Source organism: Methylovulum psychrotolerans (assembly GCF_002209385.1).
In the GTDB taxonomy this organism is placed as follows: Bacteria; Pseudomonadota; Gammaproteobacteria; order Methylococcales; family Methylomonadaceae; genus Methylovulum; species Methylovulum psychrotolerans.
This window is the reverse complement of sequence record NZ_CP022129.1, coordinates 1,785,881-1,801,627: the sequence shown is the minus strand read 5'-3', so window position 1 is coordinate 1,801,627 and position 15,747 is coordinate 1,785,881. Positions and strand designations below refer to the sequence as shown.

General features: G+C 49.7%; 13 protein-coding genes. 3 read left to right on the top strand and 10 right to left on the bottom strand.

Annotated features, from left to right (window positions below):
* Positions 1-52: 52 nt before the first annotated feature.
* The 5 genes from CEK71_RS08140 to CEK71_RS08120 form a co-directional block, all read right to left on the bottom strand.
* The gene (locus CEK71_RS08140) at positions 53-1,582 is read right to left on the bottom strand and encodes an AarF/UbiB family protein (protein WP_088618925.1); all 1,530 of its coding nucleotides are present in this window, start codon (positions 1,580-1,582) and stop codon (positions 53-55) included.
* Positions 1,579-2,223 carry a DUF2621 family protein gene (locus CEK71_RS08135; RefSeq protein WP_088618924.1) on the bottom strand — a complete coding sequence of 215 codons (645 nt, stop codon included), beginning with the start codon at positions 2,221-2,223 and terminating at the stop codon, positions 1,579-1,581. Before CEK71_RS08135 ends, CEK71_RS08140 begins: the two co-directional genes overlap by 4 nt.
* A 5-nt stretch (positions 2,224-2,228) precedes the next feature.
* Entirely contained in the window at positions 2,229-2,996 is a 768-nt protein-coding gene (locus CEK71_RS08130) for a hypothetical protein (protein ID WP_088618923.1), read from the bottom strand.
* Positions 2,997-3,324: 328 nt separating this feature from the next.
* The gene (locus CEK71_RS08125; RefSeq protein WP_198328506.1) at positions 3,325-3,960 is read right to left on the bottom strand and encodes a Uma2 family endonuclease; all 636 of its coding nucleotides are present in this window, start codon (positions 3,958-3,960) and stop codon (positions 3,325-3,327) included.
* Between the two features lie 379 nt (positions 3,961-4,339).
* Positions 4,340-5,242 (bottom strand): LysR family transcriptional regulator, encoded by a 903-nt coding sequence (locus CEK71_RS08120; protein ID WP_088618922.1) that lies wholly within the window; start codon positions 5,240-5,242, stop codon positions 4,340-4,342.
* A gap of 105 nt (positions 5,243-5,347) precedes the next feature.
* On the opposite strand from CEK71_RS08120, the gene metE reads away from it, so the two are divergent.
* On the top strand, positions 5,348-7,618 hold the full coding sequence (gene metE, locus CEK71_RS08115; RefSeq protein WP_088618921.1) for a 5-methyltetrahydropteroyltriglutamate--homocysteine S-methyltransferase: 2,271 nt from the start codon (positions 5,348-5,350) through the stop codon (positions 7,616-7,618).
* Positions 7,619-7,626: 8 nt separating this feature from the next.
* Here the strand turns inward: metE and CEK71_RS08110 are convergent, their stop codons facing one another.
* Positions 7,627-8,001 (bottom strand): cupredoxin domain-containing protein, encoded by a 375-nt coding sequence (locus tag CEK71_RS08110; RefSeq protein WP_232463784.1) that lies wholly within the window; start codon positions 7,999-8,001, stop codon positions 7,627-7,629.
* 494 nt (positions 8,002-8,495) lie between these two features.
* Here CEK71_RS08110 and CEK71_RS08105 point away from each other — a divergent pair, with 494 nt between their 5' ends.
* Together CEK71_RS08105 and CEK71_RS08100 are read left to right on the top strand one after the other, a co-directional pair.
* Positions 8,496-9,635 carry a phosphatidylserine decarboxylase gene (locus tag CEK71_RS08105; protein WP_088618920.1) on the top strand — a complete coding sequence of 380 codons (1,140 nt, stop codon included), beginning with the start codon at positions 8,496-8,498 and terminating at the stop codon, positions 9,633-9,635.
* A 76-nt stretch (positions 9,636-9,711) separates the two neighbouring features.
* Complete coding sequence (locus CEK71_RS08100) at positions 9,712-11,721, top strand: multicopper oxidase family protein (RefSeq protein ID WP_088618919.1); 2,010 nt, start codon at positions 9,712-9,714, stop codon at positions 11,719-11,721.
* A gap of 266 nt (positions 11,722-11,987) precedes the next feature.
* On the opposite strand, the gene CEK71_RS08095 is transcribed toward CEK71_RS08100, so the two are convergent.
* From CEK71_RS08095 to rsxG, 4 genes are all read right to left on the bottom strand, one after another.
* Positions 11,988-13,763 (bottom strand): di-heme-cytochrome C peroxidase, encoded by a 1,776-nt coding sequence (locus CEK71_RS08095; protein ID WP_198328504.1) that lies wholly within the window; start codon positions 13,761-13,763, stop codon positions 11,988-11,990.
* A gap of 276 nt (positions 13,764-14,039) precedes the next feature.
* Positions 14,040-14,300, bottom strand: a complete 261-nt coding sequence (locus tag CEK71_RS08090) for an RnfH family protein (protein WP_088618918.1) — start codon at positions 14,298-14,300, stop codon at positions 14,040-14,042.
* 11 nt (positions 14,301-14,311) lie between these two features.
* Positions 14,312-15,001, bottom strand: coding sequence for an electron transport complex subunit E (locus CEK71_RS08085; RefSeq protein ID WP_088618917.1), 690 nt, complete (start codon positions 14,999-15,001; stop codon positions 14,312-14,314).
* Positions 15,002-15,016: 15 nt separating this feature from the next.
* Entirely contained in the window at positions 15,017-15,727 is a 711-nt protein-coding gene (gene rsxG / locus CEK71_RS08080; RefSeq protein WP_088618916.1) for an electron transport complex subunit RsxG, read from the bottom strand.
* Between the last annotated feature and the right edge of the window lie 20 nt (positions 15,728-15,747).

The following is a 15,747-nucleotide window of genomic DNA, read 5'->3' as shown; positions in this document are numbered from 1 at the left end:
TAATCTAAGGGGGCTAAAGCCGTTTATGGCCGAACCGAACGGCTTTTAGCCTTTACTCCAGCCAAACCCGGCAATGTTGCTGACCAAGCCTTACACTAAACAGCTCTTGCGGCACAATGCCTTCACGTTGCAAACGGCGGCTCAGTCCGGCAACGTCAACGGTTGTCGTAGCCGCTATCTGTTCCCGCACCGACAACGGGATAATCGACTCCAGATCGGCGGCGGTTTCGGCGGGTAAATCCATAGCGATAACCGTGTTTCCGTGTTCCGTCATCCGTATACATAAGCGTTGCGCATGGCTGTGGCTATTAGCGCTTAAACGGCTGTCCGCACTAACGGGAGGCAGTTCGAAAGCGCGGGCTTGTGCCAACAGCTCTTGCCCGACCACGTTTTGCAACAACGGCCACCACGGCAGGGCGACATCCAGTTGCGCTAATTGTTGGCTGACACCGTGAAACGCGCGTAACAACAGCATCAGGTCAGCCGGGCCCGCCGCCCTAAACCACCAACGCTGTTCGCCCAGCAAAGCCTGTAAAGACGTGCTTAACTGCCATTCTTGCATCTGAAAAGGCCGTGGCGATAAGAAGGGCCGCAATAGAATCTGGCAGAGTCCGGGCATTTTTACCTGTAAATGTGCCAGTTTTTCGGCGTTAAAGCCCATTGCGACAAAACAGCGGAAGGCATCAATCGGCTGGCCGCTATGATAGGCATCCATCAGCTTCAATAACGCCAGCCGCCGTGGCGGGGCGACCACTACCGTACAACCATAATCCAATAAGACCGTTTCGGCGTTGCCCTGCGGATTCAGCCGAAACAGATAATTGCCCGGATGCGGGTCGCCATGCACTTCGCCATGGACAAACAGGCTTTGCCACAACAGCATCAATAAGGTTCGGCCAATTTCCAGCCTATGTTGTTTTGACCAAGTACACGCCTCGCTGAAACGGCTGCCTGTTGCCCAGGCTTGCACCAGCACCGCCTCCGAGCAGAACTCAGGATAGATTGGCGGAATAAACAAGCCCGGCACGCTGAGCGTTTGTTGAAAACGCTGCTGGGTGTGCATTTCAAGGCGGTAATCGGTTTCGCGCAGGAGTTGGCGGTGTAGGATGGTTTTGTAATCGTTGACATTAAATTGCCAACGTTTGAGGGGGCCGACACTAGGTAGCCAAGCACTGAGTTTGAGTTCCGCTTTGATACTGCCGACAATACCCGGATAACGGATTTTTATGGCGACCTCCGTGCCATTATGAAGTAGGGCACGATGGACTTGCCCTAAGGAAGCCGCCGCTACCGATTCCTCTATCGCTTGTAGGGCTTGTGCCAAAGGCTTTCCCAAGCTATTTTGTACGGCGGTTAAAGGCAAAGGCTCGATGCTGGTGACCAGTGTTTGAAAAGCATTGTTGTCGGCACTGCCTGCCATGACTTGGCCTATTTTCATCGCCAAGCCACGCGAATCGGCAAGGAGTAAGGCTAACGTTTGCTGGGCATGTCTGCGGGTGGGTGAGTCCACCCGCTTTAGCCGCCGCATCGCTAACGCTATACGGTACCAGTGTAAGGTTTTGTTTAATAAACGCGGTATCATTGTGCCATCCCATTAAAATGCGGGGCTGGCTCAATGCCGTGTTGTTGCAATGCCGACACCAAAGCAGGATGCTGGAACGCTGGCGTGACCTCCGCCAAAGCCCGGACGGCGTTAGCGATAGTGACAGTAATGGCTGCCTCTTCGCCTGCCAACATTTCCGCTTGCTCGGTTATACGGGTTCTTGCCGCTTCGCGGAAACCCAGCGGTGTCAGCCGTAACATCTGTTTGACACACTGTTCCGCATCGTCATCCCATAGCAACGACATGGGCAAGGGCGGCATAATCTCCAATTCGTCTTCGTTAAACGCTTGGGCGACAATGATGACAATGCCCTGCGGACCTTGGATACGGCTCTCAAGCCGTTGCGGGCTGATAGTAATGTCGCGCGTTATCAGGCTGACATTTGGCAAGGACAGCAACGCGTCGGTGGTTAGCGCCAGATTTTGGCTGTGCAATTCCAGATGCAAGCTACTTTGTACAGCATCCTTAGCAGGCACTAACCTGACGGCAAGGCTACCATTATCAACAATAACCGCTTCCGCCGTTGCCTGTTGGCATTGGAAACCTAGAGTGTCGCAGAGAAACGCCGTGGCTTCGGCAAAGTCTGCCACCGGATGGATGACCGAAATAACAAAATCCATACCGGTTATGCCGCCTCGTTTTCGTAAGGCGTATCGGCAAAAACCGCCCGTGCCGCAGAATTGCCCGGAATATGGAAATAACTTTTTTGCATCACCCACTGCCTAGGGCCGAAGTAATCAATATAATCGGTTATCCAATGTTGCCAGATACGGCTCTTATCCTCCGCCCAAACCCAAGACAAATCCGCCAGATAGGCAAACAACCTCTGAGTGTCCGGCTGTATTGGCTTATCAATATGCCCTTGCCATAACGGTTCTTTGCCCTCGTCATTAAAGGGATCGACATAAATCCTCAATCTGGCTAAGCCGGTACTGATACCCTGACTGACAGGGGATTCTAGTATCAGATCCAAGCGGTCGCGGTGTCTGCGACTGTCTTTATTGATGCGCCCATAACTCACTACTACCCCTTCAAAGTGCTGGCCGTTGTCGGTGTATTCCTGGAAAAAAATAAATCCTAAAGGCTTTGTTGCGCTGTTTAACAGTTCATCAATAAAGTGGCGCGGAGCATCGGGCAATTGCGGCCATTCGGCCATAATCACCTGCACCGCCAACTGACGGAGTTCAGCATCACTATCATTTAGGCGAAAGCTTTGGAAATTGACCACACCGTACTTGTTCCAAGGTCTTGACCAACCGTATTTTCTGGCTTGGCGGTAATTTTCTAAGGCCTGCACCATAAACCGCAAGGTTTTGGAAGGTTTTTTGCCGGCGTTGAGCTCAGCTTGAATTGTTTGGTAATCTTGTTCAGTGGTAAGAATTATTTTTGTCATCCATATTCGCTCAGTTAAGTGAGACCCCATTGTCCAGACAATATTTAGCCTAGTTTAAGATAGTGTCATTGCAGCGGATTGGCGCTGCCCCCAGGGCAAACGCATATAAATTAAAAGCTTTTAAAATCAATTTTATACAAGCATAAAAAGTAACTTCTCAATAAGTTAGGGCATCGATAAAAACTGATTGTACCGGATTATGGGTGGTCAAAAACTCGTTGATACCAACTCAATTGGATATAAAACATTGAGCATACCTCATAATCCGGTTCAATCAGAAAATTGTAATAATGCAAAGCGGGCAATGCTTTTCTGTCCGTTTGTTTTTCTAACCTAAAATACCTTTCATCTGCAAATTAAAGCCTTTTAGCAACGGTTCGCCGGATATTTCGCTTGGGTTGTCCAGTATCTGAATGGGTACATTTTGTTGGTAGATGTAGACTTTTTTATCATTCACGTCGAGCAGCCAGCCAAGCGTTGAGCCGTTTTCGATATATTCCGCCATTTTTCCTTGCAATTTGGTTAGCGAATCGGATTCGGAGCGGATTTCGACGACAAAATCAGGGCAAATCGGCGCAAATTTTTTGCGTTTTTCGGCGGGTATGGCAAGCCATTTTTCCAGTTTTATCCAGGACAAATCTGGCGAACGCTTGGCTCCGTTGGGCAGAATAAAGCCTGTTGAAGAATCAAAGCCTTTGCCTGTGCCGTCTGTTCGTACCCAAACGCCAAAATCTACACTTAACTCAAAGTTTATTCCGCCAGTTTCACTGCCTGTGGGTGACATAATGGTTATTTCTCCAAACTGATCCATTTCAATCCGCAAATCTTTGTGCCGCTGACAAAAATAGAAAAAATCATCGCCATTCATTGGTTTCAGCAGATCGCCGAAATCAATTTCCAACGGCTCTGAAGGATAGATCAACAGAGTCGAGTTTTTATTTTTAGTCGCGGTTGAGGTAATCATAAAGGCCTCTTTAAGAATGTACCATTATAGAAGTTACGCATTGACAGAAAAGACTTTTTGAAAACCATGCCAATATGGAGTGATGTAAAAATTTTTACTTTTTAAAATCAATATATTGAAAATTTAAATTTATAGGTTTCCTTTAAATCATGGCTAGTCTGTATTTTTCACAAAAAAGGCTAAAGACCTTTGCACTCCGCTCTATGTCGCTTCATGAGTGACGGCATCTATATTTCAAGCTTAAGCACATAACGGGTATGTTTGCGTTCGCCGACGAAGCAAAGCAGTACGCCCATTGGTTACAGTAAAAGTGGCTATCATGTCACGAATAGGTGAGGGATGAAATAGCCATTTTGACACAGTGCCGCCCTTACTTTCCTTAGGCCACTGGCCTGACCGTCGCGCTAGTCCGGGCAGCATGGCCAATCAGCCATTGGATATAGTCCAGTTGCACGTCTTCATGACGTGTTGCCAAATACATGGTTTTGGTTAAGGGTAGGTTTTTAAATCGTAAACTCACCACATCGGGATGTTTGGCCTGATCGGCGAGCAGCCAATCCGGCAACAGGCAAACGCCACGCTGGCTGGCGGCCAGCAGCAGCATAATATCGGTTTCTTCGACGGTGACATGGGCAAGCGCTTCAATACCGGCAGGTTGCAGGACTTTTCTGAACATATCCAAGCGCTCACGGGCGACCGGATACGTCAAAATGGTCTCCTGTTGCAGATCGGCCGGCTCAATCTCGCCAAGTCCGGCGAACTGGTGGGTTTTAGCGACGATAAGCACCAGCTCGAAGTCAAACAAAGGCTGGTAATGCAGGCCACCGTTAAATAAAGGATCAGAAGTCAACACCGCATCCAGCTTGTACTGCCGGATAGCTTCGAAGGCATTGAAACGGTAACGGGAAGTCACTTCAATCGCCAAATCTGGCCAAGCTTGCAGGTACGGTTGGAGTATGGTGCGGAACCATTCATAACAGGCATGGCAATCGATGCCGATAGTCAGTTGCCCGGTTTTGCCCACCGCCAACAAATTCAGGTGCTGTTCGGCGGAAGTCACGGTGGCAATGACTGATTCGGCTACCTCGGACAGGTATCTGCCTGCTTGGGTCAGCACTAAAGTACGTCCTTGTTTACGCCACAGCACAACCTTTAGGCGTTGCTCCAAATTTTTCATCTGGTGGGATAAGGCTGATTGGGTCAAGTGCAGCTCTTCGGCTGCGGCATTCAAAGTGCCGCGCCGTTTCAAGGCCAATAAAATGCGCAAATGGATTAATTCCATACCGATGAATATTCCTCATGAAATAGTGAGAAACTATCAATATTTTTCACAGATGACAAGTCCTAGAATAGTGTTTCCTTGTAAATACTAAGTGGAGCATTATTGATGGTTACTATTCACAACCTCGGTTTCCCGCGATTGGGCGCGGACCGTGAGTTAAAATTCACCTTGGAAAGCTATTGGCGTGGCGAATGCGGTCAGGAGGAATTAAGCCGGGTCGCCGCCGCCATCCGTGAACGGCATTGGCATCTGCAAGCCGAGAGCAGCCTGGATTTTATCCCCGTGGGGGATTTTTCCTATTATGACCAAGTTTTAGACACCAGCGTCATGTTGGGGGTCATTCCTGAACGTTTCGGTACAGCCAGCGGCTTGGACACTTATTTCAGGATGGCCCGCGGGCAGGCGGCGGACGGCAAGCCTTATCGCGCTTGCGAAATGACCAAATGGTTTGACAGCAACTACCATTATCTGGTCCCGGAAGTGCAGCCGGAGCAACGCTTCACCTTGTCCAGCGATAAATTGTTTGTCGAAACTGCCGAATTGCAAGGTTTGGGTTATTCACCGAAACCCGTTGTATTAGGACCATTGACTTGGTTATGGCTGGCAAAAACCACCAGCGATTTTGATAAGCTGGACTTAATCGACCGCTTGCTACCCGTTTATGGCGACATTTTGCGCCGTCTGGCCGGGCAAGGCGTAACATGGGTGCAGATCGACGAGCCGATTCTGGTGCTGGATTTGCCACCTGCTTGGATCAATGCCTTTGAAACCGTGTACCACCGTCTGCAAAGCGCTCCCGTCAAAGTGCTGTTGGCGACGTATTTCGGCGACTTGGGGGCGCAGACTTCATTCGTCTGCAAATTGCCTGTTGCCGGGCTGCATATTGATTTGGTACGGGCTCCTGAACAGTTAACGGCGGTGCTAGACAATATCGCCAGCCATAAAGTGTTGTCCTTAGGGCTGATCGACGGGCGCAATATCTGGCGCACCGACTTAAACGCCGCCCTTAACACCATTACGGCGGTTAGGGAACGTTTTCACGGCGAGCTATGGCTGGCACCATCCTGCTCTTTGCTGCATGTGCCGATTGATCTGGAAGCCGAAACGGCTTTAGAGCCGGGCATTAAGGCGTGGTTGGCTTTTGCCCGGCAGAAACTGGCCGAATTGGCGACCTTACGCTTGGCCTTAACAAAACCGGAGGCGGCAGAAGCCGAATTGGCGGTTGCGGCTAACGCCCAGCAAACCCGCCGCGCATCGGTGCTTATCCATAATCCCGCCGTACAGGCCGCCGTCGCGGCGCTTAATGGTAGCTTGGCACAACGGGCGCAACCGTTCGCAATCCGGCGCGGGCAACAACGCCTTAAGCTTAAATTACCCGATTATCCGACCACCACCATCGGCTCTTTCCCGCAAACGCCGGAAATCCGCAAGGCCCGCGCCGATTTTAAGCGCGGCTTGCTTAGCGAGGCTGATTACATCGACCAGATGGAGCAAGCCATTGCATTCTGTGTGCGCGAGCAGGAGGCTTTAGGCCTGGATGTCTTGGTGCATGGCGAAGCGGAACGTAATGACATGGTGGAATATTTCGGCGAGCAATTGGCGGGATTTTTGTTTACTGCCCATGGTTGGGTGCAGTCTTACGGTTCCCGTTGCGTCAAACCGCCGATTATCTACGGTGATGTCAGCCGTCCACGGGCGATGACCGTACGGTGGAGCCAATACGCCCAAGCGTTGACCGACAAACCCATGAAAGGCATGTTGACCGGCCCCGTGACCCTGCTGAACTGGTCTTTCGTGCGTGACGACCAGCCGCGCTCGGCTACCGCCTACCAATTGGCTTTAGCATTGCGCGAGGAAGTGGCCGATTTGGAACGGGCCGGTATTCCAATTATCCAAATCGACGAAGCAGCCTTCCGGGAAGGTTTGCCGCCTAAGCAATCGCGCTGGCCAGCGTATCTGGAATGGGCTGTGCAGGCGTTCCGCATTTGCTCCAGCGGGGTCAGCGACAGTACCCAAATTCATACCCACATGTGCTATTCGGCGTTTAACGACATTATTGCCGCCATTGCCGATATGGATGCCGACGTGATTACCATTGAAACGTCCCGTTCTAATATGGAATTATTGGAAGCTTTTATCGGTTTTGACTACCCAAACGAAATAGGCCCGGGGGTTTATGACATCCATAGCCCCAATATACCCAGCACCGAAGACATGATCGCCCTACTGGAAAAAGCCGGGGAGCGGATCGGGGCGGATAAGTTATGGATAAATCCCGATTGTGGGCTAAAAACCCGGCAGTGGCAGGATGTCAGAACCTCTTTAACGCGTATGGTTGAAGCCGCCAAAGTGCTAAGAAGCCGCGTGGGAACGTAAGGCCTAAATTACTGCCTACAGCTCTTGCCGGACGATAATTTCCCCCACCATCTCTTCATGGCCATCGCCGCAAAAAATATCGCAACGGAGATAAATGTCCCTATTTTGTCGGGCGTAAAGCGAATACGGACTGTTTTGCCTGACATCACATCAGCACGGATACCAAAATCAGGCAGGAAAAATCCGTGTCGCTTATCGGTGCTGCTCAGCTCTAAAATGACGGTCTGGCCTTTTTTTAACGCGATTTTGGCGGGTTGGAAGGCAAAACGGCTGGCTTTGATGACAATAATCTGGGTAGCAGCATCCGTACTGGCGGCGGCATTAGTCAGTAGTGGGGCGAGCAAAAGTAAGCTTAACGGCCCGTTTCTCAGCAATCTGTTCATGATGTCACCATTGCGGCCATGGAGCATTCTTGGAGACAGTAATTATGCCGTAACCGTTCACCTACTCCCATCTCCTATTTGAGCGTAATTTTCAAAATTTGAATCGGATTTTGACTCTTTTTTGTGGTTATGAAAGAAAATATCAATAGGTTACGGTGCTTTTCGGAAGATTGCCATCTTTCGAAAGGTGGGGGTAGGTGAATGGTTACAAAATATTTTTTTACTCTCTGACTAAAGCTTACCTATTTTTGCTTTTATTGCGAACAGAACAAACAATAAAAATCAATAAGATATAGACAATAAAAACAATTGTGTTGAATATTCCCTTTTTATTCGGTAATAACTAATAGAGTTTATAAAAATAAATTGCTAATGTAAAAGACAGTTGTCATTTTGGCAACTGTGCCTCTACCTTAATACGCTTAATACCTTGACCATTCGGCATTCGTTATTAAGGTTCTGGTAACTTTTACTTCTATTAGGAGAATATGGCAATGCAGCCCATACACCCAGTGGTTAAAGAACTAGCCGAACTCATCGCCACCCACCAGTGGGCCGACCAGTTCAATGAAGCTATTAACAATGCCCATAAACAAAACGTCAGGCAAATTAGAGACATAAAAAACCTCGAAGATTATTTGGCTTGGATGAACGAATTACTCTATTGGGTCCCAAGCGAAAACTACCCTGGCAAAGAAATCTATAACCGCCTGTGCGAATTCTATTTCATTCTTGATCAGCCACCTGTGCTAGGGCTGCAAAATAAAGTCCTGCCGCATGATACAGCGCCTCCTCTGACGGATTTGTCGGCATGGATGGTCAACTATGCCAAAGCCATGGGCGAATTCTTAGATACCCCAGACTCGCTGACCCCCGAGTCTCTCGCCTCGTTTTATAAGTCGCCTAACTACAATATGGGCGATTATCTCCGTCCGCACGGTGATTGGAAAACTTTTAACCAATTTTTTGCCCGCAATTACAAGCCAGGCTACCGCCCTGTTGCCGCCCTGTGCGACCATCACGTCATTGTCTCGCCTGCCGATGCCACTTTTGCAGGGCAATGGGAAATCCGTACCGATTCACAAGTCACTGTGAAAAATTTGCATTGGCGCATAGAAGAATTGCTGGAAGGTAGCCCCTATAAAGACCGCTTTACCAACGGTATGTTTATGCACAGCTTTCTTAACACGAGCGATTACCATCGCCAACATGCCCCAGTCGGCGGTAAAGTTGTGGAAGCGCGGGTTATTCCAGGGCAGGTTTATCTGGAGGTGCAGGCAGTGCCTATACAAGATGATCCGGAAGGTTGCAGTAGTTTGGTGGGAAAGCGTGCCTTCGATGCCCCCGATAATGCCGGCTATCAGTTTGCCCAAGCCCGTGGCTTAGTAGTACTGGATACCCCGATTGGTCTAGTGGCGGTACTGCCGATAGGCATGGCGCAAGTGTCCTCCGTCATCATTACCGCCGAAGTGGGCGTGACCTTACGCAAAGGCGAAGAACTGTCATATTTTCAATTTGGCGGTTCTGACATTATCGTCCTGTTTGAGTCTGCCAGTAATGTTAGCTTTACCGCCCAACCGAATGTCCATTATAAACAGGGGGCAAAAATTGCCCAAGCTTACCCCGTCCTATAAACGGCTCCATAATTAATAGAGCCTTATGCCGTGGTAACGCCATGGTTTTAAAGGCCATAATAAAAAGGTTATTAACATGTCGAGAACACTGAAGAAAAACCCCAACAGTACGTTAACTGACAGACCGCTGCCAGTTAAAGCGATGATTGCGGTCATGGCCGCTTATCTTACCCTATCCGCCTTGCCTTCATGGGCCGACGGGGAGCGGGTTATAGAAAACCCGCCCTTACTTAAGTTTAGAAAAGCCCCGCCGCGCCTCGGTTTAATGGCTGTGCCGCAAGCCGCCGGATCCGCCATAACGGAAAAGCAGCTTGACCTCAATATCGTCTATACGGATGGTATGCTTTACAATCCGGCGACCGGCACCAACGATAAGGTGCATTTGCGCAGCTACCGGGGGACGGATACTAATCCGAACGTCCCGTTTGTCGCTCCAACGATAGAAGTTTCCCCAGGCGACACAGTGCGTGTCAACTTAAATAACCAATTGCCTAACGATCCAAGCTGTACCGATGCACAGGGCGATGTTAACACGCCACATTGCTTCAACGGCACTAACCTGCATTCGCATGGCTTATGGGTCAGCCCAACCGGCAATAGCGATAACGTACTGCTGTCTATCAATCCAGGGGTTAGCTTCCAATATGAATACAACATCCCCCCTGACCACCCGTCGGGCACGTTCTGGTATCACAGCCATCGGCATGGCTCTACTGCCCTGCAAGTCTCCAGCGGTATGGCCGGGGCACTGATCGTGCGCGGCAACCGTTTACCTAGCGAACAAACTAACGGCGATATTGATACCTTGCTGAAAAAACCGGATGGCGCTTCCTTAAGCGAACGCATTCTGGTTTTACAACAAATCCAGTATTACTGCCCCGATAATACCAGCAATATTTGGGACTGCACAAACAGCACGGGAGTGATTGAGTCTTATGCTAATTTCGGCCCAAGTTCATGGACGGACTCAGGACGCTACACCAGCATTAACGGCAAGGTCTTGCCTTTGTTTAACGCTAAAGCCGGAGAAATCGAACGCTGGCGGCTTATCCATGCCGGGGTACGCAATACCATCAGCTTAGAATTCCGTAAACTGAAAGTCGGCGCACCTTCTGCCAATCGCCTAAAAGCTGCCGATGCTGACCGCTATATCAGTGATTATTGCGTAGGCGACCCGGTGCCTTATCACGTCATCGCCGCCGACGGCCTGACTATGGCAGGCGCCCAACAAACGACCCTGGCCACCTTACAGCCCGGTTACCGTAACGATGCGCTGGTCGTATTTCCAGAAGCCGGTTCTTATTGCGTGGTCGATGCTTCGGCACCGGCAAGCAGCAGCCCCGGCCAAATCGCAGAAAGCCGACAATTGTTGGGTATCGTGTTGGCAGGTTCTGGCATTCCAGTTACTAACATCCATGACTACCTGACGACAGCCTTAGTGGCCGCCGCCGAATACACCATGCCCGCATCCGTTAAACCTAAAATCATCGCCGATCTTAAAAACAATCTGCAACTGACTAGCTTCATCCCTCATCCTGACATTAAAGATAGCGAAGTGACCGGCAAACAAGATTTGTCATTTTTCATCGACACATCCGCTACCCCGACTAAATTTGAGGTTAGCAATGGCATTGGTGCGCAATTTGATCCTAAACCTTATGATCCGGTCCGGATTGACCGTAACCTGATATTGGGCGGTGTTGATGAATGGACATTGCAGTCCAATTTTGTCAGCCATCCGTTCCATATCCATGTCAATCCATTCCAAATCGTTAAAATCCTTGATCCTAGCGGTAAAGATGTCAGCGCTTTGGGGTCGGTCGATAACGGGGGCGGTACGGTAGACCCACAATATCCCGGCCTGAAAGGTGTATGGAAAGATACGCTGTGGATAAAGAGCCTGATTCCGCCTGATACCGCACAAAACGGCCTATACACGATTGTTGTGCGTACCCGTTATCAGCGTTATATCGGCGAATTCGTCCTGCATTGCCATATTCTTGACCACGAAGACCAAGGCATGATGCAAAACGTCAGTATCGGTATTCCTGATGGCAAAGGCGGTACGGCCACCAGTCATCATTAATTAGGGGTGGAAAATAACAGCCGGAATTTCTAGCTCCATCCGGCTGTTAGCTATTTTAGCCAGACAAAACCATATGAATTTAAAGCATTAATTATACAGATTACGAATTAATTTACCGCTCAAGCTTAACTTCAGTGATAGATACCAACCATCGCACACATCTCAAGCCAAAATTTCGGCCTATCTCACTGCGTAATTTCTCATTTTTGTAACAACACCTTAAACCAGACTGGCAGATGACATCCGCCAGTCTGGGACGATAAAACCTACAGCGTTTTCAAATATTCCAATAAGGCTTTTTTATCACTGTCTGACAGTTGGGTACCGAACTCATGTCCGCAACGGCTGTCGCCGGAATCGCGGTGGCTGCAATCGGTAGTTTGCAAGGTATAGCCGAACTTGGTTTGTTTGCTGGCCAAACCGACATTGACCGGATCATACTCAGGCCCTATGGCAAATGCCGCCGTACGGTCGGTAGCAGGTTTTAGCAAATCGGCCAAGCTTTGTACCGAACCGTTATGCAGATACGGCGCGGTCGCCCAAATCCCTTGCAAGACGCGTGATTCATACGCATAAGAAGGCGCAGCGGCGGCGGTGGCTTGCGGTGCGGACTGATGGAACGCGCCTTTAAGATCAGCAGTCATCGGCGTGAACGGTGAAATGTCGGCCTCTATATGGTTAAGTAGCCCTTCCACTTTTGTCACATCCTTTGTCAGGTGCGCTTGTACCGCCGGGGTGACCGCCACTGATTCATAATGTTGCAAAATAGCCCCTATCACCGACAGGCCGAGGACATTAAAGGCGGTATCAGTTTGCTGGAGCGGTGGGGTCAGGGCGGGGATTTTCGCACCGACCAACACGCCTGTGTTAACTGTACGCGCAAGGACGGCATATTCTCTGGTATCGGTGCCTACATCTAAGATAGGTGTCGCCCACGTTTGTTGTAACAAAAAGCGGGTCTTACCTTTGGTAATGCCGTGGCACCCGACGCAGCCGCCTTGATCGTTAGTCAAATCAAATACTTTTTTACCCGCCGCTGCCAAGTCTTTATCGACTGCCCACGGCCATTTAGGCGGCTGCAATTTGCGGATCAAGCTTTCGGCATTATCCAAGCCGTTAAAGTCGGCAGAGTTTTTGTGCAGATAATCCACACCTAATAAGCGCCAACTGGATTTTTTCGGATAAAAGCTGCCAAACACGCCATACACTTCGCCCAAATTACGCGCTAGGCCTAGAATATTATTGCCGTTATCAGCAAAGCCCGGCCATTGGGTCATGTCTTGGATAGGGGCGTTCCATAAGAAAGGGTAGCGTACCGGGGCATCGGCACGATAAATGTTTTCGGGGATAATATGGTTGGCGGATGTGCCGATATCCAAACCGGTCAGGCGGTTAAAAATCATGGACACGGCATCTAAACGCGATGGCCCCCAAGGCTTGTCTTTAGGCAAAGCCCTATCCATTAAGGTATGATAACGCTGATACCACGCCGCGACATCGGCTTTTAGCTGTAGCTGTTCAACCTGGTCGGCATCAGGGCCTAACACCGTCAGAGAAAATTCGGCAAAGGCCTTGTCATCATTGACCACCACGCCGACCGCAGTGTCCAAATCGGCGGCGAAGCTTTGGAAGTCAACAATAGCCGGACCACCGTCAATACGGTAGGTACTGTCTTTAACCTCTATCTGCCGGGTATGGCAAGCGGCGCAGGTCATGCCCAACATTTGGCCTTGGTCACCCGCGTGGGCTACGGTAAAGCCTATTGGTAAATGTTGGACGCTGGCTTCATTAGGCAAATACCCGTAACGGCTAAGGCTGTCCGCCATAAATGGGCGGCCATCGGCTTGCTTTAACGCGACCATCCAGTTTAACGGCATCAGTTCGGAACCTTGGTCTAGGCTATAAAACTGGGTTTTGTCGCTGACCGACCAACCTTGCGGGAAGGTGGTGACGGTTGCGTCGGCAGACCATGGTGCGGCCATGAGTGCGGCCACAGCTGTCGCCTTGGATAAGGCCTTAAAATCAAATCGCTTATCTTTCATCGCTTATACTCCTCTAATTATTATGGGCACTCTAGGACAAAGCGGCAGGGCCTTATCCTGGATATGCGCTTAAGCAGACTCAACTAATTCCGGGCAGACGCTAAAAAACAAGTTTGGCATCTTGTGGATTAATACCATTTTTCATGTTAATAATTAACAACTTACGGTTTATTTTGAGTCGCTAAAGAGGATTGTATCTTTTTATTAGCGGTTTAAGATAATTTTTTTTACTTTTGCGGGCTAGTTATCATATTTTTCGCTTAAAGTAAGCAAAAACTAACGTCGCCGCCGCTGCACTTGTTGCGGGTCGGCGGTGATAGGCCGATAGATTTCTACACGGTCACCATCTTGTACAGGCGTACTCAGGGTGGCGATTTTGCCGAAGATGCCGACTTTTTGGGTGGCTAAGTTTATTTCTGGATAAAGTTTTAATACGCCCGACAAGTTAATGGCTTCTTCAACGGTACTGTGTTCGGGTACTTCCAAACGCATCCATAATTGCCTATCCACTTCGGCGTAACAGACTCCGACATTCATAATGGCACCTCTTAATCAATAATCGCTGGGGTTAACACCTCGGCAGGCACTTTTCTTTGCGCAAGCTTTTGGTCAATCAGGCGCTTGCCGACAATTAAAAACGCCAGCATAATAAAGCCGCCGGGCGGTAAGGCCATCAGTAAAAAACCTTTATAGTCGGAGATGACCGTCACTTCCAAAAACCGGAACGATTCGCCCAGCAAAACCGAGGCATGGGCGAATAAAGTACCTGCCGAACTGATTTCCCGCACCGCCCCTAAGGCGACCAACACCAGCGTGAAACCTAAGCCCATCATTAGGCCATCCCATAAGGACTCTTTGACAGGTTGTTTGGAAGCAAAGGCCTCGGCACGGCCTAATAGGGCGCAGTTGGTAACGATCAAGGCAATAAATAAGCCTAGCACCTTATACAACTCATGCGCCCAGGCGTTCATTAAAATATCCACCAGCGTCACTAAGGCGGCAATCAGCAAGACAAAAATCGGGATGCGGATTTCGCTGGGAATTAAATGGCGGGTCAGGGAAATCAGCCCGTTCGAGGCGGTAATGACCACCAGAGTCGCCAACCCCATGCCTAAGCCATTCGTTGCCGTTCCTGTGACCGCCAACAGCGGACATAAGGCCAAGTTTTGCCCGAAGACGATATTATTGTTCCATATACCGTCGCTGGCGATTTTTCGGTAGTTTTCTGATAGAAACATGGCCTAGTCCTCGACTTAAGGGTTAATAAGTTCTGCTTGGTGGGCTTTAAACAATTGCAGGCCACGATAAATAGCTTGGACGGATTTGCGCGGGGTGATGGTGGCACCGGCAAATTGATCGAACACGCCACCATCTTTTTTTACAGCCCATTGTGCGGCGTTCAGGTTTTCTAAAGAACGCCCGACAAAGTCGAGTATCCAATTGGATTTGCCGACTTCTATTTTATCGCCTAAGCCCGGCGTTTCTTTATGGCTTAAGACACGCACCCCTAAGACAGCGCCGTCGCGGTCTATGCCCATAATCATGTTGATTGCCCCTGAATAACCGTCGGGGGCGGTCAGCTTGAAACAAACGGCGGTGACTTTGCCGGATTTTTTCGCCAGATACACCAAAGTCTCATTCGCGGCGATATTGTAGGTGTCGGACGGGATGGTCTTGGTGTCTTGCAGCAGGTTATTATCGTACATGTCGGCAGGCAGCACTTCGGCCAACGAGGCTTTTAAATCATCGTCCAAGCGCTGTTGGATCAAGTCTTGGGTGCTGCAATTGGTCAAACCCAACAACACACTGGCAAGCAAGGCAAAACCTGCCAAGATGCCGGTTTGAAAAGTCAGCAAAGGCCGTAACTGTGCCAAGTGCGCAGGTTCCAGCCAACGCTTTAGCCACTCCCAATAGTAAGCGGCTTGCACGGTGAGGCGTTCGGTCAGGGAGGGTTCTGGTTTCATGGTGTGCGCTCTGTCAGCAA